The sequence below is a fragment of the Oceanirhabdus seepicola genome (assembly GCF_023684385.1).
Classification (GTDB): domain Bacteria; phylum Bacillota; class Clostridia; order Clostridiales; family Clostridiaceae; genus Oceanirhabdus; species Oceanirhabdus seepicola.
Genome location: NZ_JAGSOJ010000005.1, coordinates 230,751 through 255,718, shown reverse-complemented (window position 1 = coordinate 255,718; position 24,968 = coordinate 230,751). Strand labels below are relative to the sequence as shown.

At 30.2% G+C, this 24,968-nt stretch carries 24 protein-coding genes; 19 read left to right on the top strand and 5 right to left on the bottom strand.

Annotation, left to right across the window (positions count from 1 at the left end; genetic code table 11):
- The first annotated feature begins 170 nt into the window (after positions 1 to 170).
- On the top strand, positions 171 to 1,370 hold the full coding sequence (locus tag KDK92_RS21235; protein WP_250861421.1) for a class I SAM-dependent rRNA methyltransferase: 1,200 nt from the start codon (positions 171 to 173) through the stop codon (positions 1,368 to 1,370).
- A 98-nt stretch (positions 1,371 to 1,468) separates the two neighbouring features.
- Here the strand turns inward: KDK92_RS21235 and truA are convergent, their stop codons facing one another.
- Both truA and KDK92_RS21225 read right to left on the bottom strand, forming a co-directional pair.
- Complete coding sequence (truA, locus tag KDK92_RS21230) at positions 1,469 to 2,218, bottom strand: tRNA pseudouridine(38-40) synthase TruA (RefSeq protein ID WP_250861420.1); 750 nt, start codon at positions 2,216 to 2,218, stop codon at positions 1,469 to 1,471.
- 198 nt (positions 2,219 to 2,416) lie between these two features.
- The gene (locus KDK92_RS21225; RefSeq protein ID WP_250861419.1) at positions 2,417 to 3,694 is read right to left on the bottom strand and encodes an adenylosuccinate synthase; all 1,278 of its coding nucleotides are present in this window, start codon (positions 3,692 to 3,694) and stop codon (positions 2,417 to 2,419) included.
- A gap of 132 nt (positions 3,695 to 3,826) precedes the next feature.
- Between KDK92_RS21225 and KDK92_RS21220 the strand changes: the two genes are divergently transcribed.
- The 12 genes from KDK92_RS21220 (at position 3,827) to abc-f (ending at position 16,004) form a co-directional block, all read left to right on the top strand.
- Positions 3,827 to 4,708, top strand: a complete 882-nt coding sequence (locus tag KDK92_RS21220) for a LysR family transcriptional regulator (RefSeq protein WP_250861418.1) — start codon at positions 3,827 to 3,829, stop codon at positions 4,706 to 4,708.
- 155 nt (positions 4,709 to 4,863) lie between these two features.
- Positions 4,864 to 5,691: a MerR family transcriptional regulator gene (locus KDK92_RS21215; protein WP_250861417.1), complete on the top strand. Its 828-nt coding sequence runs from the start codon at positions 4,864 to 4,866 to the stop codon at positions 5,689 to 5,691.
- A gap of 97 nt (positions 5,692 to 5,788) precedes the next feature.
- Positions 5,789 to 7,129 (top strand): MATE family efflux transporter, encoded by a 1,341-nt coding sequence (locus KDK92_RS21210; protein ID WP_250861416.1) that lies wholly within the window; start codon positions 5,789 to 5,791, stop codon positions 7,127 to 7,129.
- 207 nt (positions 7,130 to 7,336) lie between these two features.
- On the top strand, positions 7,337 to 7,840 hold the full coding sequence (locus tag KDK92_RS21205) for a kinase (protein WP_250861415.1): 504 nt from the start codon (positions 7,337 to 7,339) through the stop codon (positions 7,838 to 7,840).
- Positions 7,841 to 8,034: 194 nt separating this feature from the next.
- The gene (locus tag KDK92_RS21200) at positions 8,035 to 8,313 is read left to right on the top strand and encodes a LysO family transporter (RefSeq protein ID WP_250861414.1); all 279 of its coding nucleotides are present in this window, start codon (positions 8,035 to 8,037) and stop codon (positions 8,311 to 8,313) included.
- A complete protein-coding gene (locus tag KDK92_RS21195) occupies positions 8,313 to 8,909 on the top strand; it encodes a LysO family transporter (RefSeq protein ID WP_250861413.1) in 597 nt (198 codons plus the stop codon). Before KDK92_RS21200 ends, KDK92_RS21195 begins: the two co-directional genes overlap by 1 nt.
- A gap of 391 nt (positions 8,910 to 9,300) precedes the next feature.
- Positions 9,301 to 9,876, top strand: a complete 576-nt coding sequence (locus KDK92_RS21190) for an RNA polymerase sigma factor (protein ID WP_250861412.1) — start codon at positions 9,301 to 9,303, stop codon at positions 9,874 to 9,876.
- Entirely contained in the window at positions 9,851 to 10,618 is a 768-nt protein-coding gene (locus KDK92_RS21185) for an ABC transporter permease (RefSeq protein ID WP_250861411.1), read from the top strand. Before KDK92_RS21190 ends, KDK92_RS21185 begins: the two co-directional genes overlap by 26 nt.
- Before the next feature lie 13 nt (positions 10,619 to 10,631).
- Positions 10,632 to 11,504, top strand: a complete 873-nt coding sequence (locus tag KDK92_RS21180; RefSeq protein ID WP_250861410.1) for an ABC transporter ATP-binding protein — start codon at positions 10,632 to 10,634, stop codon at positions 11,502 to 11,504.
- A gap of 14 nt (positions 11,505 to 11,518) precedes the next feature.
- Positions 11,519 to 12,658 (top strand): ABC transporter permease, encoded by a 1,140-nt coding sequence (locus KDK92_RS21175; RefSeq protein ID WP_250861409.1) that lies wholly within the window; start codon positions 11,519 to 11,521, stop codon positions 12,656 to 12,658.
- 251 nt (positions 12,659 to 12,909) lie between these two features.
- Positions 12,910 to 14,202 (top strand): S41 family peptidase, encoded by a 1,293-nt coding sequence (locus KDK92_RS21170; RefSeq protein WP_250861408.1) that lies wholly within the window; start codon positions 12,910 to 12,912, stop codon positions 14,200 to 14,202.
- A gap of 206 nt (positions 14,203 to 14,408) precedes the next feature.
- On the top strand, positions 14,409 to 16,004 hold the full coding sequence (abc-f, locus tag KDK92_RS21165; RefSeq protein ID WP_250861407.1) for a ribosomal protection-like ABC-F family protein: 1,596 nt from the start codon (positions 14,409 to 14,411) through the stop codon (positions 16,002 to 16,004).
- 71 nt (positions 16,005 to 16,075) lie between these two features.
- Here abc-f and KDK92_RS21160 read toward each other — a convergent pair whose 3' ends face one another.
- Together KDK92_RS21160 and KDK92_RS21155 are read right to left on the bottom strand one after the other, a co-directional pair.
- On the bottom strand, positions 16,076 to 16,831 hold the full coding sequence (locus tag KDK92_RS21160) for a YwaF family protein (protein ID WP_250861406.1): 756 nt from the start codon (positions 16,829 to 16,831) through the stop codon (positions 16,076 to 16,078).
- Complete coding sequence (locus tag KDK92_RS21155) at positions 16,824 to 17,282, bottom strand: MarR family winged helix-turn-helix transcriptional regulator (RefSeq protein WP_250861405.1); 459 nt, start codon at positions 17,280 to 17,282, stop codon at positions 16,824 to 16,826. The genes KDK92_RS21160 and KDK92_RS21155 overlap by 8 nt, the downstream gene beginning before the upstream one ends.
- Before the next feature lie 161 nt (positions 17,283 to 17,443).
- On the opposite strand from KDK92_RS21155, the gene KDK92_RS21150 reads away from it, so the two are divergent.
- From KDK92_RS21150 to KDK92_RS24855, 4 genes are all read left to right on the top strand, one after another.
- A complete protein-coding gene (locus tag KDK92_RS21150; protein WP_250861522.1) occupies positions 17,444 to 18,256 on the top strand; it encodes an alpha/beta fold hydrolase in 813 nt (270 codons plus the stop codon).
- Positions 18,257 to 18,283: 27 nt separating this feature from the next.
- A complete protein-coding gene (locus KDK92_RS21145) occupies positions 18,284 to 18,499 on the top strand; it encodes a 4Fe-4S binding protein (protein ID WP_250861404.1) in 216 nt (71 codons plus the stop codon).
- 17 nt (positions 18,500 to 18,516) lie between these two features.
- Complete coding sequence (locus tag KDK92_RS21140) at positions 18,517 to 18,948, top strand: hypothetical protein (protein ID WP_250861403.1); 432 nt, start codon at positions 18,517 to 18,519, stop codon at positions 18,946 to 18,948.
- Positions 18,949 to 19,091: 143 nt separating this feature from the next.
- Complete coding sequence (locus KDK92_RS24855; protein WP_250861402.1) at positions 19,092 to 19,508, top strand: FxLYD domain-containing protein; 417 nt, start codon at positions 19,092 to 19,094, stop codon at positions 19,506 to 19,508.
- Between the two features lie 37 nt (positions 19,509 to 19,545).
- Here the strand turns inward: KDK92_RS24855 and KDK92_RS21130 are convergent, their stop codons facing one another.
- The gene (locus KDK92_RS21130) at positions 19,546 to 19,977 is read right to left on the bottom strand and encodes a hypothetical protein (RefSeq protein WP_250861401.1); all 432 of its coding nucleotides are present in this window, start codon (positions 19,975 to 19,977) and stop codon (positions 19,546 to 19,548) included.
- Between the two features lie 203 nt (positions 19,978 to 20,180).
- Here KDK92_RS21130 and KDK92_RS21125 point away from each other — a divergent pair, with 203 nt between their 5' ends.
- A complete protein-coding gene (locus KDK92_RS21125) occupies positions 20,181 to 21,455 on the top strand; it encodes a glycoside hydrolase family 10-like protein (RefSeq protein WP_250861400.1) in 1,275 nt (424 codons plus the stop codon).
- A 110-nt stretch (positions 21,456 to 21,565) separates the two neighbouring features.
- A complete protein-coding gene (locus tag KDK92_RS21120) occupies positions 21,566 to 24,811 on the top strand; it encodes a DEAD/DEAH box helicase (RefSeq protein WP_250861399.1) in 3,246 nt (1,081 codons plus the stop codon).
- Positions 24,812 to 24,968 lie beyond the last annotated feature (157 nt).

Here is a 24,968-nt window from a genome sequence, read left to right as displayed (position 1 = left end):
ATAGTTTTTTATTATGGTGAAGATATATTAATGTTTTATTAATTTATTAAAATGATACTACTTAATGATATAATAAATAAAGAATAGCTTTGTTTATAAGAATGAAGAGTATTATAGGGCAAGAAAGTCAAGAATAAGTAAAATAAAAAATAAAAGATTGGATGGAAAAAATGAAAAAAGAAATTACTGTAAAGGTGAAATCAAGGTTTGTAGATAAATTCAAAAGTGGATATCCATTAATTTTCAAGGAAGCAATAATAAATATTGATGTTTTTGATAAAGAAGGGGATATAGTTAAGCTAGTAGATGAAAGAAATAAATTCATTGCAAGAGGATATTATGGAAAACAGAATAAAGGATATGGCTGGATTCTTAGTAGAAAAGAAAATGAAAAGATAGATATTAGTTTTTTTGAAAAGAAGATAGTATCTGCTTTAAACAAGAGAGTATCTCTTTATAATAGTCGTGATACAAATGCCTTTAGGGTGTTTAATGGAGAGGGTGACGGTATAGGTGGTTTAACTATTGACTATTTTGATGGTTATTACTTAATAAACTGGTACAGTAAAGGTATTTACAAGTTTAGAGATCATGTAATAAATTCATTAAAAAGATTGGTTGAATTCAAGGCTATGTATCAGAAAAAGAGATTTGATACACAAGGTAAATATATTGAAGAGGATGGATTTGTTCTTGGTGAAAGAGGGCAATTTCCCATTATAGTAAAAGAAAATGGAGTTAATTTCGCTATATATTTGAATGAAGGCGCTATGGTTGGAGTGTTTTTGGATCAAAGGAATGTACGAAAAACTATTAGAAATAAGTATTCAAAAGGAAAGACGGTATTAAATACATTTTCTTATACGGGTGCATTCTCAGTGTATGCAGCTCTAGGAGGAGCAAAAAAAACAACCAGTGTTGATCTTGCAAATAGAAGTTTAGCAAAGACAATTGAACAATTTAGCATAAACGGAATAGATTATGAAGCTCATGATATAGTTGTGGAAGATGTGTTTAATTACTTTAAGTATGCTTTAAAGAAAGAGTTAAAATTTGATATGGTTATACTTGATCCTCCAAGTTATGCTAAGTCGAAGAAGTTTAAATTTAGTGCAGCAAATGATTATAAAAATCTTCTTAAAGAAGCAATTGCCATAACAGAAGATAATGGTGTAATAGTAGCATCTACAAATTGTAGTTCTTTTAATATGACAAAATTTAAAGGTTTTATCGATACTGCATTCAAAGAAATACATGGTAAGTATAAAATCTTAGAGGAGTTTGCACTACCATCAGATTTTAGAAGCATAAAGGAATATGAAGAAAGTAACTATCTTAAAGTTGTTTTTATAAAGAAAATTAAACGTTAGCTTTGAGTCAATAAGCTTAAGACAGAAAATAGAGTGAAAACAATATATATTAATAACAGAGATATTCTTAAAAAGAATACCTCTGTTTATCATTCCTACTAATATAAAACTTCCATTAGACAAAGAGAATGAGCCATTGCCTTATGTCCAACATGATCTTTATTTAAAGTTGCAAATGCATCATCAATTGAGCTCACATTTTTTTGCCCTGATCCAATTTGCATTAAAGTTCCAACAATAAAACGTTCCATATTTACCAAGAAATCATTTCCAGTAATGTTAATCTGTATTTCATTATCGGTTTCTTTAACATTAACATCAAATAACTCTTTAACAGTGTTTTTGCTCTTACCTTTGTTTGTGAATGCTGAAAAATCATGTTTTCCAACTAATCTTTCTGCTCCAAGTTGCATACCCTTTATATTTAATATTTCTTTTAATCTATAAGTTTGATATCTTTCAAACAATAAGAAATCCTTAGAGTCTTTTTTCCAAAGTCTATACTGATAAGTTATTTTTTTATTGTTTAATCTACTATGAAATCTATCATCAACTTTTTTAAGAGATTTAACAATAATATCTTCTGTAAGATATTTTTCAATATACAGGTGTATTTCCTTTTCACTTAAGTCAATATCCGGTGCTTTGAAATTTGCAACCTGACCTAACGCATGAACACCAGCATCAGTATTTACAGCCCCTATAACTTCTATATTTGTATTATATAGTTTTGATAAAATTCCTTCTAGTTTACCCTGTATGGATTTATCTGCACTATCTTTCTTTTCATGTTTCCAACCCTTGTAGCGTCTGCCATCATATGCAATTAACATTTTATAATTATTCATTTAATCAACCTTTCAAATTTCGATTTCATTTTGTTCTCTATGATATAATTCTAAATCATTATATCATACTATATCTATTAAGAAGTTAAATAATATCATTTAATGACCATATAGAATATGATTGTTGATGAGTATAAAAAAAGGAGCAGTTCATTTCTTAACTGCTCCTTCATCTAGAATAAGAAGGTCTACATATAACTATCTAAATATAATAGCATCTCTTTCAGGTCCCACTGATATATACTTTATTGGGAAACCAATCTTTTCTTCAATGTAGTTAATATAGTTCTTTGCTTCTTGTGGTAAAGCATTATAATTTCGTATATGTGAAATATCTGTATTCCATCCTGGTAAATATTCTATAACAGGTTTAGCTTGTTCTAATACTTGAGTTGGTGGGAAATCATGAACTGTAGTGCCATTAACTTCATATGCAGCACAAACAGGAATTTCTTTTAAATATCCAAGAACATCAAGTAATGATAGTGCAACTCCAGTTGTACCTTGAATTCTACAACCATATTTTGTAGCAACAACATCAAACCATCCCATTCTTCTTGGACGACCAGTAGTTGCTCCATATTCTCCATTATCACCACCAAGCTTTCTAAGCTCCTCAGCTTCAGAACCAAAGATTTCTGAAACAAAAGGTCCTGCTCCAACACTGCTTGAATAAGCCTTTACAACAGTAACTACTTCGCTGATTGAGCTTGCTGGAACACCAGCTCCAACAGGGGCGAAACATGCTAAAGGAGAAGAAGAAGTTGTCATTGGATAAATACCATGGTCTGGATCTTTAAGAGCTCCTAATTGACCTTCCATTAGAATCTTCTTTTTATTAGCTATAGCGTCAGTTAGCTCTTTAGATGTATCAGAAATAAATGGTTCAATATTTTTTCCAAGTTCAAATAAATAATCACAGATTTCGTTTGCATCTAAAAGAGGCTTTTTGTAAAGGTGTTTAAGTAAAACATTTTTCTTCTCTATATTTCTTTCAATCTTTTTCAACAATGATTCTTTTTCGAAAAGATCAATAACTTGTATTCCGATTTTGTTGTATTTGTCAGTATAAAAAGGGGCAATTCCAGATTGCGTTGATCCAAATTTTTCATTACCTAATCTTTCTTCTTCATATTTATCAAACAATAGGTGATGTGGAAGAACAACTTGAGCTCTGTCAGAAATGATAATATTAGGTTTAGGAACTCCACGAGATAGTAATTCATTATATTCTTTTAGGAAAGCCTCAATATTTACTGCTACTCCTGTTGCTAAAACGTTTATTGTATCTTGATTAAATACTCCTGATGGCAATAAATGAAGCTGAAATTTACCGTACTCATTAATTATAGTATGGCCAGCATTGTTACCGCCCTGAAATCTTACAACATAATCTGCTTGTTTTGCTAGCAAATCAGTTATTTTTCCTTTTCCTTCGTCTCCCCAGTTACCTCCGACAATTGCTGTTATTCCCATTTGAATCGTCTCCTTTCATTAATAAAAAATAATAAGGTAATTAATTTGGTTTCCCTTACTCTTAAGAGTATAATAAACTCATAAGCATAAGTAAAATTAATATTAATTATATAAGGTATAAGGTGAAGTTATATGGAAGTGAATTTTGAATTATATAAAGTATTTTATAAGGTTGCCAAAGAAGGTCAAATTTCAGCAGCGGCAAAGAAGTTATTTATAAGTCAACCTGCTGTAAGTCAGTCAATTAAGCAGTTAGAAGAGAGACTAGGAGGAAAAGTATTTTTCAGAACTCCTAAAGGAATTAAATTGACATCTGAGGGACAAATCCTCTATAAATATATTGAAAAAGCCTATGGATTTATAATAGCAGGGGAATCAAAATTTCAGGAAATGCAAAATCTTGAATATGGAGAGATTGTAATAGGTGCAAGTGACACTTTATGTGCTCATTATTTATTACCTTATCTTGAAAAATTTCATAATGAGTTTCCTAATATTAAAATTAAAGTTACCAATAGAACTACATATGAGATATTAGATCTTTTGAAGAGTGGAAGTGTTGATTTAGGAATCTTGAACCTCCCTATTGAAGAAGATAAAAATTTAGATATTATTGAAACATTAGATTTAGAGGATTGTTTTATCTGTGGAGATAAATATTACTCAGAATTTGGGGAGAAGGTTTCATTGGAACAATTGAATGAATACCCACTGATTCTTCTTGAAAAGGGGAGTAATACAAGGCGGTTTATAGATAAGGTATTTAGTGATAATAATATATTAGTTGAGCCAGAAATAGAACTCGGTAGTCTTGATTTATTAGTTAAGTTTGCAAAAATTGGACTTGGTATTTCATTTGTAACAAAAAACTTTATCCATAATGAATTAGAGAATAAAGAAGTATTCGAAATAAAGCTTAAAGAAGAAATCCCAAAGCGAAAGGTAGGAGTAGTAACTTTGAAAGGAGTACCTTTATCTCCAGCAGGAAAGAAATTCTTTAGTTTTTTAATATAAAATATGTATAGAGAGTCCAAGTTAAAACTAAATTTATACACACACAAAACTCATAGAAACACTGCGATTTTGAGTATGTATAAATAAAGTTTAACTATGGATTCTCTAGAATTAAAAAAGTTAAGTTGTAAAAAAGTTAGGAGTTGGGATAAAACTTGAAAGAGAGACTATCAATTGGTGAATTTGCACGATTACGAAATATTACAACTGAAACACTAAGACATTATGACAGGATAGGGTTACTAAAACCTATTGAAGTAGACGTTAAAACAGGGTATAGATATTATTCAATTTTGCAGGAAGAGAAATTAGGAACAATTAAAGAACTTCGTCAATTGGGGATGAGTATTGACGAGATTCAAATGTATTTTGACAACAGGAATTTAAAACAGTCAATGAATATACTTAAAGATAAACATTGTAAGCTAAAAAATAGAATCAAAGAGCTACGGCACTTGGAAGAAAGTATAAGTGAGAAAATAGAACATCTTGAAGAGATTTCCCAGGTAACTAATTTTGAAGAAATTGTCATTAAAGAAATTAAAGAAAGAGGAATTATTTCTTTTGATAAACAAATAAACAATGAAATTGATTTAAGGTATGAATTTCTTGAATTAGAGAACATATTAAAAGAAGTATCACCTATAGTGGGAAGTAATAGAATCGGATTGATTATTAAACCGGAAAATTTAAAGTTAAATGAGTATAATGAATCAGTTGTTCTATTTTTATTTATTAAAGATAAAGAGAATATTGATGAAAAATATATAAGACGGATTCCTAAAGGAATCTATGCTTGCATGTATTATAGTGGGGATATTTGGGATATAGAAAACTATTTAAGAAAAATGTTTAAATATATTGAGAAAGAGAATTATAGTATTTGTGGTGATATTCTGCAGATTATTCAAATAGATATAAGTGTTACAGATCAAATAGAAGAATCATTAGTAGAAATACAAGTACCTATTAAAAAACATTGACTTTTGTGTTACACAAAGGTTTATAATATACTCCAGTGAAACAAAACATATCACTATTTAGGTAGAGTATGTTTTGTATTTTTATGGAGGGAAATAGATGAAAGAAAATATATTAGGAACTGATAAAATATATAAATTATTTATAAAATTTGCCATACCAGCTATTATTGCCATGGTTATTTCAGGTACACAGACAATAGTAGATGGAATATTTTTAGGCAACTTTGTTGGGCAAAATGCATTGGCTAGCGTAAACATAGTACAACCTTTTATGCAAATTATAATAGGTTTGAGTATGATAGTAAGTATAGGGTCTCTAAGCTTCATTGGAAGAAGTTTGGGAGAAGGAAAAAAAGAAGAAGCTCAAAATATATTTAAAACAGCGTTCATAGTTATTACTTTTTTATCTTTAGGAGTTTTATTAGTTGGAAGGTTACTTAGTGATGAGATAGCAGTATTACTAGGTGCAAATGAGGTGCTGTTAAAAGGTGTATCAACATATATCAATACTATATCAATATTCGCACCTTTAATGGCACTAATGTTTTTGTTTGGGTTCACTAACAGAGTAGTTGGAAATCCAGAATCATATCTCAAAGGGACAATTGTAAGTATAATAGTTAATATCAGTTTAGACTTTTTACTTATAAAACAATTAAGTTTTGGAATAAGGGGAGCAGCCATTGCTACAGGATTAGCATATACATCAGCACTATTGATAGTAATACGTCCAATGTTAGATAAAAAGAATGTTGTAAATATATTTAGAGGCAAGTTTGATAAATCGGTGATAATTCCTGTAGTATACAATGGTTCATCAGAAGCAGTTATTTCAATTGCATCTGCAACCACAGCTTATGTGTTTAATATGACCTTTATGAAAATAGCTGGAGAAGCTGGAGTTGCAGCATTTACGGCAATAAATTATGTAGCTCAATTTGGTATACTAATAATGTTTGGTATCTCGGATGGAATAGGTCCCATACTTAGTTATAACTATGGAAATAAAAAGTATGATAGATTAAATGAGGCATTAAAGTTATCAACAAAAGTTAATTTAGCCATTGGTATAGTGCTGTTCTTTATCTTATTTGTATTTGGAGAACAATTAGTATCATTATTTGCTAATGGAAACCAAGCTATTTTAGACTTGGCGGTAAATGGTTCAAAAATATATGCTTTTGCTTTCCTGTTATGTGGATTTAATATAATTAATTCAGGATATTTTACAGCAATAGGGGATGCTAGAGCTTCAATCATAATTTCTGCTAGTAGAGGGATAGTATTTATAATTATAGGTATAAAAATACTTCCAATGGTTATAGGAACCAGCGGAGTATGGCTGACAGTTCCATTTGCCGAGTGTATGACACTTGTTATTGGTAATTGTATGCTTAAAAGAAGCAGCAAATTAAATGCAAGAGCAATTGAAATTTAACATTCAATTCACAATAAAATTCATTATTAAAATCACAGCATTAATAGATTTATTGATGCTGTGATTTTTCACGTGTGTTTATAGGAGAATACTGTATAATACAAAGTAGAGAATTATATAACAATAGTTAATAAGTATGAAGTAAGGATAATTTACATGATATGTAGATAAATAGTAATTTAGTCAATTAAGAAGGGGGAGATATCGATGGACGGAGTGGCTAAGTTAATAATACTAAGAGGTAATTCTGGAAGTGGTAAGACTACTACTGGCAAGACTTTACAAAGAAAATTTGGACGTGGTACAATGCTAATTTCACAAGATGTGGTTAGAAGAGATATGCTATTTGTGAAAGATGGATATAATACAGAAGCCATTCAGTTATTATTGGAACTTGCACTATACGGAAAAAGCAATTGCAATATTGTAATTTTAGAAGGTATTTTAAATTCAAAGTGGTATAAAAATTTATTTGAAAATTTACTAGATGAGTTCAAAGACCAAATTTTTGCATATTACTTCGATATACCTTTTGAAGAGACTTTAAATCGACACCAACAAAAGCCTAATGCACATGAATTTGGAGAGAAAGAAATGAGAGAATGGTGGAATGAAAAAGATTTATTAGATATTATTCCCGAAGTATTACTGGATAAAGAATTAAGTTTAAATGGAATAGTGGATATAATCTATCAGGATGTTATAAAGTAAATAACAAATGTGAGCCTATTATTCAGTAGGGTAGGAACTATCCGAATTTAAGCCTGTGGAGATAGTAGGTTACGAGGTCTAAGAAACAGGAAAATCTCAAGGTGACGAGAGAAGTACGTCACTTTAGTGATGTAAGGTTCAGTAGAAGAAAGGTTAATACTAAAAAGTGTTTATTTATTGAAGGGGGACGCAGTATGTGGAGTATTTTAGTGGTTTTATTAGTGGGAATTATTATAGGGGGATCAGTTAAGTTATCAGATAAAATGAAGGCATATAATAGTAAATTCCAATTTATCGGAGTAGTATTTTTATTGTTTACAATGGGAGTATCTTTAGGTTTAAACAAATCAATATTAAATAATTTAAAAAGTATTGGAATCAAATCTCTTGTTTTTGCAGTGTTAACATCGCTTTTTAGTGTTATTATGGTATATTTTACAACAAAGTTTATCTTGAAGGGGGACAAGAAGTAATGACACTTACAATAATAATATCAGTAATACTTGGAATCATAGCAGGGTATTTTTTCTTTCCTCAATCTGTTGTACCATATATGGATACTATTACAACTATAGCTTTGAATCTACTAATATTTTTTGTTGGAATAGACTTAGGAATGAATAAGCATATATTTAAAGATTTAAAGAAGCATGGAGCGTTACTTATATTAATACCATTATCAATAATATTAGGGAGTTTAACTGGTGGGTTAATCACAGGCTTAATATTTGATATGCCATCAAATATAAGTTTATCTATTTCTGCAGGATTAGGTTGGTATAGTTTATCAGGAGTAATACTAACGAAATTACATAGCGCTGAAATAGGTACAATAGCCTTTTTAACAAATGTTTTTAGAGAGTTAATTACGGTTATGTCTATACCTTTTATTGCAAAATATTTAAATGATTATACAACAATTGCACCAGCAGGAGCTACATCAATGGATACTACTTTGCCAATAATATCAAGATATACTAAGCCTGAAATAGTTGTAATAGCCTTCTTTAATGGTGCGGTATTGTCCACTTTAGTACCTATTTTAGTGCCTTTCTTTTACTCTATATAGATTACATGGATTAGAGAGTAGAGGGCATTACGAGTAAACTTACATACAAGAGATTATGTGTGAGGAGATAAAATATGGTGAGTATCCTACTTATGGAGAAAGTATTGAATAGATATTTAAAACAAAACTAGAAGTATACTCTAAAAGTATGCTTCTAGTTTTTTCTCTTTTATAAGGGATACATTAATTTGACTGTAATCAGAGAATGATATTATCATTTACATATTAATGGTTTAAGATAAAGTTGTAGAAAGTTTAAAAAAAATTGGAATTGAATAAAACCTTTTTGAAAGTTATCTCGTTAAGTATATGAAATGAATTAAAAAGCTATGTAAAATACATAGGGTATTCGAATATGCCTGCAATTAATGAATAGGAAAGGGGGTTGAATATGCCTCAATCGGATAATCAGTTAGTAGAAGAAATAATAAGTGGAAATGAGTCGGCCATGGAAGTATTGGTTAAACGTCACTACGATATGGTATACAGTTTTATCTGTAGATATGTAGGAGAGTATAATATCGCATGTGATTTAACTCAAGACACTTTCATAAAAGTAATGAAAAATATAGGCAAGTATAATCATAAACATGGAGAGTTTAGGAGTTGGATTTTAAAAATTGCTGTGAATACATCAAAAGATTATTTTAAGAGTAGTGCATATAAGCAGAGAAACCAGAGTGATGATGTGGATAATTGTCACTTGAAATCATCAGATGATGTTATACACCTTTTGGACAAGAAACAAGAACGGAAGGAAATAAAACAGGCTGTAGATGAGTTACCAACACTGCAAAGAGAGGCAATCATACTAAAGTATTTTCATGATTTGAAGATTAGGGAAATTAGTAAGATGACAGGTGAGAAAGAAGCCACCATAAAATCTCGTATTTTTAGTGGGATAAAGAATTTAAAGAAGCGTTTGGGAGGTGAAGGAGAAGATGAAAAAAGAAGAATTGCTAGATGATGAGATACAAAGTTTTCTGGATAGTTATGTAATCGAAAAAGTACCTGAAGAACAAATAAATGAAACAATTGAAGTATTAAGGGCATATGTTCCTACAAAGAAAGAAACTACACCATTGAAGAGTATGTTCCAGTTATTAAAAAATGAGTTTAGATTCATTACTCCATTATATTGGGTAATGGTGGCTATAGTATTGGTGTCAGGAGTAGGAGCCATTCTTACAAGAGAAATATCTCCTTATATAGCCATGTGGTCTATGGCACCTGTTCCAGCATTATTAGGTTTGATGGAAATCCTAAGGGAAAATAATGAAAGAGTTGTTGAATTGGAGATGAGTTTTAAATACTCCTTTAGAGAAATAATCTTGTGCAGGCTTTTTATCATCGGTGTGCTTAGTATAATCACCAATATAGGCTTGTGTCTATTAATTAAGAATAATTTCACTTCTGTTACGTGGGGTCAGGTATTAATTTCTTGGGTGATTCCGTATACAATGATTACTGCATTGGGATTATTGTTGGCAACAAGGATTCGAAATGAGAGTGTAATTATTGCAATATCAGTAGTATGGATTTATTTTTCAGTTGTTTCAACTGGAAGGATTACAGAATGGATAGAAAACTTAAAAATTATTCAGTCATCAATAATAATTATAATAGGGTTAGTTTTCTTAGGCGTATCATATATTTATTTCTATAAAAATAAGCTCCATTGTATAGAAGATGGGACAGAATTAGTTTAGGGGGGATGCAGATATGGAATTGGTTTTAAATGAGATATCTAAAAAATTTAAAGATAAATTGGCGGTTAATAACTTTTCTATGACACTTACTAGTGGGGTATATGGACTTTTAGGCCCTAATGGGTCAGGAAAGACAACATTAATGCGAATGATAGCAGATGTTATGCCTGAGACAGAAGGGAGTATAAAAGTAGATGGAGTAGACAAACGGACAATGGATGGAGAATATAGAGCTTTATTAGGTTATTTACCTCAGGATATTGGATTTTATAAAAATTGGTCAGCAGATAAGTTTTTATTATATGTTGCTGCTTTGAAAGGAATTGATAAAAAGGAAGCTAAGAGGAAGATTGATGATCTATTGGAGTTTGTTAATCTAACTCAAGATAGGAAGAGAAAAATCGGAAAGTATTCTGGAGGTATGAAACAAAGACTTGGGATTGCACAAGCCTTATTGGGTGATCCTAAGATACTAATATTAGACGAGCCTACAGCAGGGTTGGATCCTAATGAAAGAATACGGTTTAAGAATTTGTTATCCAGTATATCAAAGGATAAGATTATTCTATTTTCTACCCATATAGCATCTGATATTGAGTTTATAGCCAATCATATTCTCATAATGAAGGAAGGTCAGTTGATTGATCATGGTAGTGTGCAAGATGTTTTGGGTAATGCAAAGGGAAAAGTGTGGCATTGTAAAATAGATGAAAGTCAGTTATTTGACTTTGAGAATAAATTCAAGGTGGCTAATATCTTAAGAGAAGAGGATAAGGTGTTACTTCGTATCATTAGCAATGAAAAACCTATGGAAGATGCACAGCTACAAGAACCAAATTTAGAAGATGTTTTTTTACATTATTTTAATGAGAAAAGTAATATTTAATTGGGGGTGGGAAAATGAGAGAGTTAGTGAAATTTGAATTATCTAAAATATTTCAGAAAAAAATTATATGGATAGTTGCCGTATTAATAGCTGCATCTATTTTAATTGATTCAGTAAATGGCATTAATAATATTAATAGAGATTTTGGGAATATTGAAATTTTAAAGACACATTTAAAAAACTATGAGGGAGAAATTAATCCACAGAAGCAGTTGGATGTGAAAAATAAAATATCAAGTATACGGGATAAGCTAAGGAATGAAGAAAAAATTACTGAGGAAGAGAGTGAGTTTTATTATAAGTCCTTTGAATTGAGAGGTTACCTGAATTTGAAGTCAAATCCAAAGTATCTTATTAATGACAAAGAGTATACATTGTCAGAAATGAAAAGTGAATTGGATAATGGATATGAAGATTCCTATGAATATAGGAATCTGGAAAAAGCATATAAAGCTATTAGCGTGATAGAGAAACCACAATATGTTTATCAGCATGGATGGAGAAGAATTACTCAATTTGGAATAGCGGCAACCATGATAGTGATTCTCCTTGTTTTAGGAATATCAACTATATTCAGTGATGAATACAAAACAAATGTAATCCCTATAATACTTAGTACTCCTAATGGGAGAAAAAAGCTTACAGGAGCTAAAATAATATCCTCAATGATTTATGCCTCGTGTGTATTGATATTTATCTCAATACTGTTTTTCCTTTCAGGTTTGCCATATGGTTTAGATGGATTCAACAGTTTGCTTAATACAAATATGTCAACAGCACGAACCCCTTATGGTATGACAATAATACAGTTTTATTTTGTATGTTTAGGAATGAGTCTGTTAGGTGCTCTTGTGTTAACTCTTTTTATCGCATTAGTATCACTTTTAACAAAAAACAGTATGATTACCCTTGTATTAGGAGTAGGTATGTACTTTTTCGCAATTTCTCGGTTTGCAAGCATATTACCTAAGGTAGTACGACTAATAAGTGTTTATGAACTTATTCAAGCAAAAAATATTTTTGCATTTTATAATAGCTTCAATATTTTTGGAAGACCAGTACTATATCCAACAGTGATAATTATTGCAGCAGTAATAGCCATACCAACTCTTATTTCAGGTATTAGATATTTTGGTAGGAGACAGAGTGTATAATATCATTTTGTGATTTGATTAGGGATGAATTTTTTTGATTTTCTTATGAATTAAAGGTTTATTTTATAATAAACTTTGATATAATATAAATAAGAAATGCAGAAAATGGAAATAGGGTGTTGGTAGCACTCTATAGTATACAATCTTAGTTGCTTAGGCAACTGGTGTCAGTAGAATTTAATTTTTAAAAATAGTAGCTATCCAATTGCGTCTGGGGCTACTATTTCTTTTTATTTAGAAGGGGGATATAAATGAAAAATAAACAGATAAAAAGAAAAAAAGGATTAAAGATAGTATTAGGGTTATTTTTAATACTTGGAATTGTAGGTAGCATAAGCATTCATTTTATTAATAAAGATTCTAAAACATTTATAAATCTGACTGAACAGCAGAAATTAGAGGATTACGAATATCTATGGAGCACTCTAAGAGAAAGTTATCCTTTTATGGGTGTTGCTCAGCGTTCGGGTATAGATGTAGAAGAAATCTATGAAAAATATAAAACTGAAATTATAAAGAGTAAAACAGATATTGATTTTGCAAAAACATTGAATTGTGTAGTGAATGAATTTAATGGTATTGGACATCTTAGTATGATTGATGGTAAGATATATAAAAATTTTAAAGATACTTACTCCCAATTTTTAGATAGTGATAAAGAGGCGAAAAAAGGATATGATCGCTGGTTAGATGCATTTAAAAACTCTACAACTCAGAAAACGTACTCGTTATTAGATGATAAGAAGCATGGATTTAGAACAACGAAACATTTGAAAAAAAGAAAAGAAGATAATAAAGAAGTAAAAACTGATACATCTTCGGTAGAACAAAATATAAAAACTGAAATACTGCAAGCTAGAAAGGTTGCATATGTGAATATAAAATCATTTCAATTCTCAAATATTAAAAGTGATAAAGAAAAACTTTTTAAGTTTTATGATGAAGTTTCAAATTGTCCTAACTTGATAATAGATCTCAGAGAAAATTCAGGAGGAAGCGATTATTATTGGAAAGAACTAATTGTAGCACCTAATATTAAAGAGGAGATTGCGTATAACCACTATTCACTACTGAAGTTAAGTGAAAATAATAGACCTTATCTTGAGGGGGTATACAATGAAGAAGATATTCAACCTATTTCTAAACTTCCTAACTTTAAAAATATAAATCCTGAAGATGTAGCGAGTATGAGTAACTTTGTTAAAGATGAATATGTTATAAGCCCTAACAAATCAAGTAGAACGTATAAAGGTAAGATATGGGTACTGACAAGTCCTAAAATCTATTCAACATCAGAGGTATTCACTATGTTCTGTAAAAGTACAGACTTCGCTACTCTAGTTGGAACAGAGACAGGGGGAGATGGAGGAGCAGTTGACCCTATATTCATAGCTTTAAAAAATAGTGGATTTATGTTCAGATATAGTATGTTACATAGTTTAAACCTAGATGGTAAGAGTAACGAAGAGTTCGGAACATCCCCACATATTAGAATTAAAGATGGTGAGGATGCACTCCAAGTGTGTTTGGATGCTATTGATTAGAAGCTGAAGGCTCAAATTTGAGTCATAACTGTTTATGAGCAAAGAATTGAACTATACTATGTTATAATTTTAATATAAAACAATAGTTTATTTAGTTGAATTTGGTTGCTTAAAAGGACGTTTATATAATGACATAAGAAATTATTAGAACCGTAAGTGGACTATTGTTCATCTACGGTTTTTTTGAATTGAGGGGGGATAAAGTTATGATTGATATTTCAATAAAGGATATGGAGAAATACTATGGTGCTACTAGGGTATTGGAGAATATAAGCTTTGATGTTAAAAGTGGAGAGAAGATTGGGGTAGTTGGACTAAATGGAAGTGGTAAAACCACTTTACTCAAGGTTATCTGTGGTATTGAGGAATATGAAAGTGGTATAAGGGCTGTAAGAAAAAGGGCAACATTAGGGTATTTAGATCAGTTGCCGGAGCATCTTGATAATTACAAGATTATTGATATTTTATATTCTGCATTTGAGGATGTTTTGGAGATAAAAAAGAAGATGGGATATTTAGAAAATCATATGAAGGGACTTATAGGTGAAGAACTTGAGCTTATGTTAAAAGAGTATGGTGAGCTACAGGAAAACTTTGAACTTATGGGTGGATATGATATTGAAAAGAATATAAAGAGGGTATGTATTGGGTTAAAGATCAATGAGGAATTTCAAGATAGAACCTTTAATACTCTTAGCGGAGGAGAAAAGACTATAGTTCTCCTTGCAAAGATTCTTCTTCAAAAATCAGACATACTCCTTTTAGATGAGCCAAGCAATCATCTTGATATGGAATCTATAGAATGGCTTGAGAAATTTTTAAAGGAGTATGAGGGAAGTGTTATTCTTATATCTCATGACAGACATTTTATGGATAAGGTAATAGATAAAACTGTTGAAATCAATAAGGGAATATCATCAATATATAATGGGAACTATTCCTATTATGTCCGGGAACGGAAAAATAGATATAGACAGCAGATAAAACTTCACAACAAACAACAGAAAAGAATAAGAACAATTAAAAATACTATTGTCAGATTGAGAGTTTGGGAGAGTAGAGGGGGAGGTGGAAAGTTTTATATTAAAGCAACAAGTCTTCAAAGAAGGCTAGATAAGATTAAAAGGATAGAGAAACCTGTAATAGAGCATAGAAAGATTAAACTTGGATTTTCCATAGAGAATAAATCAGAAAAGGAAGTACTAGAGGTAAAGGGACTTTCTAAATCATTCGATAACAAAACACTCTTCACAGATTTAAATTTAAAGGTTATGTATGGTGAAAAGGTAGCTATAGTAGGTAGGAATGGAGTTGGAAAGAGTACCTTAGCTCAAATAATAATGAATAAGTGTGAAGAGGATGAGGGCGTTGTAAAGATAGGTGAAGAGGTCAAGGTAGGATACTTAGCTCAAAATGTTACTTTTAGCAACAAAGAGCAAACAGTATTAGATGCTTTTAGAGAAGATCTTGATATTACATATCAGGAGGCTAGAAGGGCATTAGCTAAATTTTTATTCACAAAAGATGATGTATTTAAGAAAGTGAATACTTTATCAGGTGGGGAAAGAAGTAGGCTCAGACTTTGTAAGTTCATGCAGCAGGATATCAATTTATTAATTTTGGATGAGCCTACAAATCACTTCGATATAAATTCAAGGGAGATGCTTGAAAAATCACTAAACCATTTTGAGGGAACAATGATATGTATTTCCCATGATAGATATTTTATTAATAAAGTAGCGGAAAGGATTGTTGAGCTTACTAAGGATGGTGTCCATGAACGTAAGAATCTTAGTATTTAGTTTAAGAGAATATCCAAATTATATTTAAAGATAACAAAGACCTACATAGGAAGAGCTACGTAGGTTTTTGTTTAATTATCAGTACTTTTATTAGATTTCTTTCCCATTACATCTGTCTTTATGAAAGGAATATACAAAACAAAGAAAATCAAAAACATTCCTATTACCATAATGGGAATATAGTATGGATATATTGGTAAATAGTCAAGTACTGTAGGGGTTAATGGTTTTGTTCTTAAGTAAGAGTAGTTTCCACCTACCAAATAGTTTATTATAAAAACTATAAATAAATATACATAACTATATTTGAATGTTCTTTTCAACGAGTTTAAATTTGGTTTGTATTCATAAGCTATCATCATAAAAAATATTGATATCAATATTCCACCATGGGCAATAAAAAATTGAATATATATCCAATGTGGAAATTGAAATCCTCCTGTATCTGGAGTTAATAATGCTTGGGTTGCTCCTCCGAGTCCCCAAAAATAGATAATCTCAAAGAAAGAGAAATTTTCTTTAAGGATCATAAAGATACACAATATACTAGTAATTCTACATAGGTATAATGGAAGAGATTCTTGTAATGAAAAAGTTCCACTGTCAAAAAACCAGAAATGTAGAAAAAAAGTTTGAAGAAATAACACACATGCAAGGATTCTTCCGACTTTCCTTTTGGTCTCAATAGTACTTAATTTATCTTTGGAGATAAACATAAAAATAATTATACCTAATATAAGGCTTAAAGCAATTATATGCTCAGGGGAATATAATTTTAAATGATCTCCTCTAGCTGTTGATTTCCAAAATAAATCCATATTAATCATTATCTAATGTGCCTAATTTTATAAAGGATTTTCTAATTGTAGAGAAGGATTCATTGAGTTTTTCAATTTCATCAGAATCTAGTTTGTTATATTTCTTGAAAAGCTTTTCTTCACTTTGCAGGATTGCATTTGAAACTAAATCAAATCCCTTATTTGTTAGATGTAAGTGAGTAATCCTTTTATCAAGTTCATCTTGTTTTTTTGTTACATAACCAAGTTGTATTAGTTTATTTATATTTCTACTAGTGTTTGGGAGAGAAACAGATACTCTTTTACTTAAAGTTGAAACAGTCGTTCTTCCTTCAAGATGTATTTGTTGTAACATTCTAAATAACAAAGGACTAATTTCATTATTATTAACATCTGGACCTAAATCCAAAAATTCTTGCTGGAATAAAATATAAAAATGAACCATGTTAGTTATTAATTTATCTAGATTTTCATTATTCATAAATCTTTCTCCTTCTATTATAATCTCTGAATACAAATACATTATATCAAAATACTTATCAAAAAACAATTATCATTTGACAAGTATTTATTTTTGATATAAAATTATGTTACTGAAATATATTTTTAATATTGAATTAATTGTTGGAAAGGATAAAAGTGATGTTGAGATACAGGATATATAAGAAAGATGAATTATCAGAGTGGATTGTTTTTATTCATGGTTTAGGAAGTAGTTCAAACACATGGGTTAAGCAAGTAAGAGATTTTAAACAGCATTATAATCTCTTGTTGATAGACTTACATGGTCATGGAAAATCAAAAGATATTAGTTTGAAAAATAATGATAATCCAAGTTTTAAAGAAATAAATGAGGATATAATAAAAGTTTTAGATTCCCTAAGTATACAATCAGCACATTTTATGGGGATCTCATTAGGAACGATTATGGTAAATTCTCTAACTTTAACACACCCTAGCAGAGTAAAATCTGTTGTCATGGGGGGAGCGGTAACAAAGATAAGTTTAAAGATAAGTATTTTATTAAAATATGTACTTTTATTTAAGCTGATAAATAATAAATTCATACATGATATGGCATTTAAAATAACATTTCCAAAAGAAAAGAACATAAATAAAATGGCTAGTTTTTCAAATAACCTGAAAAGTTCAGCTTCCTTCAATTTATATTATTGGTCATCTATTATATATCAAATAAATAAGAAATTTAAAAATAAAGATTATACTAAAATCCCAACTCTATTTATTATGGGAGAAGAAGATAGGATCTTAATAAAAGATATAATAAAAGATAGTGTAGGAGCTTCTGTTTTTATTATACAAAATGCTACTCACCTTTGCCATTTGGATAGTTCAAAGGTGTTTAACAGCGTTGCTTTGAATTTTATAGGAAACAATAATGGTTTTAAAACAAGAGAAAAAATTGATTTTACACAAAAATTATTTGATGAGTAAAATAATAAGAGCCTATGGAGGTAAAAAATGAAAAAAGCAGTTATTGATACTAACAAATGTCATAAATGTATAGTGTGTAGTACTATAAAACAATGTCCAGTAAATGCAATTACACAGGAAAGAAAATATATTTTTAAAGTGGAGCATCCAATGATAGACCAAAACAAATGTGTTGGATGTGGTAAATGTGCGAGTGTATGTCGTTTTAAAAAAGATACAGTTATAAGGATAATTAAAAATTAATTAAAAGGGTGAATATAATGAATTATTTAAATAATCTAGAAAAAAATCTTAATGAAGCATGTGAAGAATGTAATAATTATGGAACAGAAAAATGCAAGTCTAGAAAATGTAGTATTGGATTTGCTCAATATGTTATTCAATATACTAAGGAAAGTTCTTTGCCAGTTCTTGAGGGTGGAGAGAAACTTATACCAAAGGAAGATATGCGTTATTATGACATGAGGAATATAGCAAATGGTGTTGCAAACATATGTAAGTTGTGTAAAGAATGTAACGCAAATCATAATGAAGAGTGTATAATATCTTTAATTAGACGCTCTTTAGAAAACACTCAAATTACAGAGCAGGTTTCTTATCCAGGGAATATTTTAGGGTATTTAATGAATATTTCTAAGGAAAACCCTAAATTTGCAGAGTTAATTAAACAAGAATATGAACAGCTAAGTTAGGTTAAGCAAAAAAGTAGTACAAATAGAGTACTACTTTTTATTGAATCATGACTTAATTATAAAATTTTATAAATCAAATAAAACTCCTATAATACACTTCGCATGCATAAACTATATTGAATACAGTTTTAGGGGGGAGTGGAGTGGAGGCAAAGAAAAAGTTCTATAATAAATGGTGGTTTTATATGGGAATAATCATTATAATTCTATGTTCCATGGTAACGGTAGGCTTTTCTAATAGGAGAAGTGTACCTAGGTATAGCTATAATCATAGCTTCATGAAAGATGGTAGATTTGAAATTATTGGAGAGTTCATAGCAGCAAAAGATGCAATGGGAACTATATATATAGAAGGTGTAATTAAGAATAAGTCTGGAAAAGGATATACCAATGCTCAATTAATATTTAATCTGTATGATTCAAATGGAAATCAAATTGGGACAGCTGTAGCTAATAGCAATACTTTTGATAAATATGGAAAGTGGAAATTTAGAGCTATTGGACTTGGGGCAAATGGAGATGTGGCTTCTTATAAAATATCAGAGATAACAGGTGTATAAATATTTTAAGCGCGTAAAACGCGCTTTTTATTATGTGTCATTGTTGTTCTGTGATTATATCATATATTATTTTTAAATCTGGCGAGTTAACTATTTTATAAGTAGTATGATTTATACGTAAATAATCTTTATCCATAAAATTAATATCTATTATTTTATTTTCATTTATCAATTGAATATAATACCTTTCAAACATAGATGGCCTATACCAATTAGGAGCTGAAATCACATTCCGTACCTTTATGTCTTCCAAAAAATTTATCAAATTATTTATAGTTGTTTTATTATCTATATTAAAGGTTTTTGATAAATGAACGGAAAGTACTGTTACATCTATTCTTTTTACTTTCTCTTCTACTCTATGATTTAAGATTATATCATTAAGTGAACATGGATAAAAATACCTAATTAACCACATTGTTAAGGATATTATAATTATAAATAAGATAGCCATGAGTATTTTTTTCATTATTTACTCTCCTAATTTCAACTAAAATGACATTACTATTATATTGAGAGTAATGATTAAATATGTACAAAAAGAATAGATATATTTAGGTCCGTATATGAGTCTAAGAAGGTTGTGCGAAAATCATTTTTTCCCATTAAAATTCTACTGAAAGTAATACCTATCGTGTTATACTGTAGTAAAAGGTAAAAGGAGGGATTAAATTGTCAAAAAGAATTATAGCAAAAGTGTCCATACTCTTCTTGATTTTATCTATATTCACAGGATCGGTACATGCTGTTGATGGAGATAATAATGAGAGTGATAATGACTTTGAAATTGTAACAGATAGTAAAATTGAAACAGGTGATAACTATGAGAAAGAGGAAGTTAGAGCTATTTGGGTTGCTACAGTATATGGAATAGATTTTCCTTCAATGGGAGCAACAACAGACAGCAAGGTTCTTAAAAAACAAATTATTGATATGCTTCAAAATATCAAAGAAATGGGTTTTAATACCGTTTATTTTCAAGTTAGACCATCGGCAGATGCCTTGTATCCTTCCAAAATTTTTCCTTGGTCAAAGTATTTAACTGGAGACCAGAACACTCCTCCTCTAGATGGTTTTGACCCATTAGAATTCATTATAACTGAGTCACATAAAAGGGATCTTGAACTTCATCCATGGATCAATCCTTATAGAGTTACAGTTAAGGATGATTTGGACAAGTTGCCAGATAATCATCCTGCAAGAATGCATCCAGAATGGGTGGTGGCATATGGTCAGGGAGAGAGTAAGAAACACTATTTTAACCCTGGTATTCCAGAGGTTGAAAAATTGATTCTAGATGGGGTTTCTGAGATTCTTGAAAACTACGATGTTGATGGTATTCATTTAGATGATTATTTTTATCCAGGTAAAGCTTTTAAGGATTATAATACATATAAACAATATAAAGGGAAATATCGTAATATCTATGCATGGAGACGTAACAATATAAACAATCTCATTGAAAAAATGCACAATCTAGTGAAGGAAAAAGATGAGAAATTAATGTTTGGAGTAAGTCCATTTGCTATTTGGGCTAATAATAGTTCTATTCCTGTGGGCTCTGATACAAATGGATCAGAATCTTACTATAAGATGTATGCGGATACAAGAAAATGGGTTAAAGAAGGATATTTAGATTATATCATTCCTCAAATTTACTGGAACATCGGTTATGAAATAGCAGATTATGAAAAATTATTATATTGGTGGTCAGATGTTGTAGCTGATACAGAGGTGGACCTATATATTGGACAAGCTGCCTATCGTACAGGTAATACTGATCCAACAAGTCCGTGGTATGGTGTTGACCAGATTCGAGATCAAGTGGAACTTAATCGTAAAACAGATAATGTAGGCGGTTATTCTATGTTTAGCTACGGATCTTTCTTAAAAAATCCTGAATTGATGGAACTTATGAAAGAGTTAAATAAAAATAGTGATAATTAACAATTATAAATACACAATAAAAAGCTACGTATTGCGTGGCTTTTTATTGTGTATTTGAATTTGTGTTATAATGGAATGTGAAGGTAAATTCAAATTAATAGGGTGAGAATATGTTAAACGAAAATATGTTATTACAAATATTTAATGAAGAGACAAGTGGTAAGAATCATGCCAAAGGGCAAAGGGTTCTTAATAATGATCTAGTTTCTTCTTTGGATATTACTAGTGAAGATAATTTGATTTGTATAGATGGTAATGTGATTTCAGAGAATCTTTTTAATGAATATCACACAAAAATAGAGTTGGATGGGGATAAAAAAAGTATTTTTTCTACCTATTGCAGCTGTTTAGATTATGAAAAGAATGAGTTTAAAAAAAGGAATTATTGTTGTAAGCATTTAGTGGCTACTTTTTATAAAGCTTTGGGTGAGTTAGTTGAACATCCTCTTTTAAAAGGGGCAGATATCTTAGAAGATATCATATTCCAGAATAAAAACAATATTTTATCCATGCTTCTAGGAGATGAAAAACATAAGGATAAAATTAAAATAGAGGTTTATATAAATAAAAATCAGTGGAGTGATAAGCTTTCAGCTGAGTTTAAAATAGGACTCAAATCTATGAGTTCAAGCAGTCTTTATATTTTAAAGGATATAGAGCAGTTTTTAGTGTCTTATCACAATAAATTTCCTATAAAATACAGCAAAAACTTTACTTTCAATATAAAGAATCAAAGGTTAAGTACAAAGGATAGAAGACTTATTGATTTTATTGAGATGTTAAAGGAAATGGATGGAACACAAAAGTCTTTTAGTAGAAGTAAAGATAAGTATGTTGATGGAAAATATATTAATATTCCTAAATATTTAGTTAGAGAATTCTTTGAGATTATAAATAATCATAGAGTGTACTTAAGTGAAGGCTTTTTTTATAGAGATGTAGATACTGAAATTTTAAATGAGGCACCACCTATAAATTTTGATTTAAAGACTATAAAAGGGAATTATGTTCTAAAGTCTCCAGAGGGGATGCCTACGGTTTTAGGTCCTAAGAATGATGTTTTCTTGTACGGTACAACAATATACCTTCCGGATTATGAATTTTGTTACAAGATAAGTCCATACCTTCAAGTATTTAATGAGGGGAAGGTTATAACTATGGGAGAAGAAGAGGAAAAAAATATACTAATAAAGTTAATTCCAGAACTTAATTTGTTATCACCTAATGTGACTTTATCTAAGTCTATAAGGGATAAAATAGTCATGAGTGAATGTGGATTTAATTTTTATTTTGATCAGAAGGGTAAAGAGATTACACTGATATTGAAGGTGAAGTATGGAAGTTATGAGTTTAATGTTTATGAGGATTGTGAAGAGAAGATTATATATAGGGACGCTAAGAAGGAAGCTCAGGTGATAAGACTCCTCGGCTCCTTAGGGTTTGAAGAGATGAAGGGAAAGTTTTATTTCACAAGGGGAGATGACTATATATTTAAATTCTTTAAGAGTGAAGTAGGAAGACTTCAAGAAATAGGAGAGGTATATTACTCAGAAAATTTCAAAGGGTTAAAGTCATTGGGTACTAAGGGAATTAAGGGAGACATTAAAGCGGGGAAATATAACTATTTTGAGATGGATTTTAAAATAGGAGATATTCCATCACAGGAGACTACAAATATATTAAGAGCATTTAGAGATAACCTTAAATACTATAAGCTAAAGACAGGTGATTATCTTGATCTAGAGGAATTAGAGCTTAATAAGTTTTTAAAGCTTTTAGATGTGGTTTCTCCTAAAGATATAAATGAGAATCATATTGAGATAGCTAAAAATAAAGGGGCTTTTATACATGGATATTTAGAGGAAAACAATATTAGATATATAAAAGGAAAAAAAGAGCTTAAAGAAATAAGAGATAAGTTCAAGAATATAGAGAAGATGAAATTCGAAGAACCAGTAGAGTTAAATGGGAATCTTAGAGAGTACCAAAAAATTGGTTATAACTGGTTTAAAACATTAGATTATTTAGGCTTTGGTGGAATCTTAGGAGATGAGATGGGGTTAGGAAAAACACTTCAGACTATTGCCTTTTTATTATCCAACAAGGGAAGCAAATCCTTGATAGTAGCGCCAACATCATTAACATATAACTGGGTAAGTGAGTTTCAAAAGTTTGCACCAACTGTAAGGGTGGCAGCTGCAAATGGGACTAAGGAAAATAGAGAAGAGATAATAAAGAATATAGAAAAATATGATGTAATTATAACCACTTATAACTTAGCAAAGAGAGATTTAGAAGGTTATAAAGGGATAGATTTTGATTATTGTATATTGGATGAAGCTCAAAATATAAAAAATCCCCACTCTCAGAATGCACAAGCCATGAAGGAGATAAAGGCAAGGAACAGATTTGCTTTATCAGGTACCCCAATAGAAAATTCTCTCATGGAATTATGGTCAATATTTGATTTTATAATGCCAGGATACCTATATGATGAGAAGGTATTTAGTGTAAGATATCATAAAAAACTCAAAGAGAGTCCAGAGGTATTAGCAGAGTTAAATAAACTTATAAAACCTTTCATTCTTAGAAGAAGAAAAAAGGATGTTCTAAAGGAATTACCTGAGAAGATAGAAAAAACACTTATGGTTACAATGAATGATGAACAAAAGAAAATCTATGGAACCTATGCAAACCATGCAATAGAACTTATTGAGAAAAGGGTAAAGGAGCATGAGTTTAAAAGTAGCAAAATAGAAATACTTGCTTATATAACGAAGTTAAGACAATTATGTTTAGATCCTTCTGTATTAATGAATGATTATACTGCTGGTAGTGGAAAAGTAGAAGCTCTAGTAGAACTTCTTCATAAGAGTATAGAGGAGGGGCACAGAATACTTGTTTTCTCTCAATTTACATCAGTACTTAAGAATATAAACAAAAGACTTATGGAAGAGGGTATATCTTATAGCTACCTGGATGGTTCAGTACCATCTTCAAAGAGAATGAAGATTGTAAAGGATTTTAATGAAGGGAAGAATTCTACATTTCTAATAAGCCTAAAAGCTGGTGGAACAGGGCTGAATCTAACATCTGCAGATATAGTAGTTCACTTTGATCCTTGGTGGAACCCAGCGGTTGAAGAGCAGGCAACAGACAGAGCACATAGAATAGGTCAAAAGAAGGTAGTAGAAGTAATAAAAATTATAGCTAAGGGCACCATTGAGGAAAAGATAATTGCTCTTCAAGAAGAGAAGAAAAAACTTATATCAGAATTAATGGGAGATGAATTGTCTAGAGGGGAGAACTTTGGGGCTTTAAGTGAGGAAGAGATATTGGAATTGTTTAAAATCTAAATAGCAGAAAAACCGTGCCGGAAATGAACTGCCCCCTGTCAAGTAGACAGTGGGCAGTTCATTTCTGGCACGGTTTTTATTTTTTTAGAAAAACATTTATCACCATTAAATATTGAAGAACTTGCAAACAAAAATAATAAATCATGATTACTAACTT

Bases quoted from the DNA above. Each gene is read 5' to 3' on its own strand.
- KDK92_RS21235 (WP_250861421.1), top strand. From the start codon at position 171: ATGAAAAAAGAAATTACTGTAAAGGTGAAATCAAGGTTTGTAGATAAA.
- truA (WP_250861420.1), bottom strand. From the start codon at position 2,218: ATGAATAATTATAAAATGTTAATTGCATATGATGGCAGACGCTACAAG.
- KDK92_RS21225 (WP_250861419.1), bottom strand. From the start codon at position 3,694: ATGGGAATAACAGCAATTGTCGGAGGTAACTGGGGAGACGAAGGAAAA.
- KDK92_RS21220 (WP_250861418.1), top strand. From the start codon at position 3,827: ATGGAAGTGAATTTTGAATTATATAAAGTATTTTATAAGGTTGCCAAA.
- KDK92_RS21210 (WP_250861416.1), top strand. From the start codon at position 5,789: ATGAAAGAAAATATATTAGGAACTGATAAAATATATAAATTATTTATA.
- KDK92_RS21205 (WP_250861415.1), top strand. From the start codon at position 7,337: ATGGACGGAGTGGCTAAGTTAATAATACTAAGAGGTAATTCTGGAAGT.
- KDK92_RS21200 (WP_250861414.1), top strand. From the start codon at position 8,035: ATGTGGAGTATTTTAGTGGTTTTATTAGTGGGAATTATTATAGGGGGA.
- KDK92_RS21195 (WP_250861413.1), top strand. From the start codon at position 8,313: ATGACACTTACAATAATAATATCAGTAATACTTGGAATCATAGCAGGG.
- KDK92_RS21190 (WP_250861412.1), top strand. From the start codon at position 9,301: ATGCCTCAATCGGATAATCAGTTAGTAGAAGAAATAATAAGTGGAAAT.
- KDK92_RS21185 (WP_250861411.1), top strand. From the start codon at position 9,851: ATGAAAAAAGAAGAATTGCTAGATGATGAGATACAAAGTTTTCTGGAT.
- KDK92_RS21180 (WP_250861410.1), top strand. From the start codon at position 10,632: ATGGAATTGGTTTTAAATGAGATATCTAAAAAATTTAAAGATAAATTG.
- KDK92_RS21175 (WP_250861409.1), top strand. From the start codon at position 11,519: ATGAGAGAGTTAGTGAAATTTGAATTATCTAAAATATTTCAGAAAAAA.
- KDK92_RS21170 (WP_250861408.1), top strand. From the start codon at position 12,910: ATGAAAAATAAACAGATAAAAAGAAAAAAAGGATTAAAGATAGTATTA.
- abc-f (WP_250861407.1), top strand. From the start codon at position 14,409: ATGATTGATATTTCAATAAAGGATATGGAGAAATACTATGGTGCTACT.
- KDK92_RS21160 (WP_250861406.1), bottom strand. From the start codon at position 16,831: ATGATTAATATGGATTTATTTTGGAAATCAACAGCTAGAGGAGATCAT.
- KDK92_RS21155 (WP_250861405.1), bottom strand. From the start codon at position 17,282: ATGAATAATGAAAATCTAGATAAATTAATAACTAACATGGTTCATTTT.
- KDK92_RS21150 (WP_250861522.1), top strand. From the start codon at position 17,444: ATGTTGAGATACAGGATATATAAGAAAGATGAATTATCAGAGTGGATT.
- KDK92_RS21145 (WP_250861404.1), top strand. From the start codon at position 18,284: ATGAAAAAAGCAGTTATTGATACTAACAAATGTCATAAATGTATAGTG.
- KDK92_RS21140 (WP_250861403.1), top strand. From the start codon at position 18,517: ATGAATTATTTAAATAATCTAGAAAAAAATCTTAATGAAGCATGTGAA.
- KDK92_RS21130 (WP_250861401.1), bottom strand. From the start codon at position 19,977: ATGAAAAAAATACTCATGGCTATCTTATTTATAATTATAATATCCTTA.
- KDK92_RS21120 (WP_250861399.1), top strand. From the start codon at position 21,566: ATGTTAAACGAAAATATGTTATTACAAATATTTAATGAAGAGACAAGT.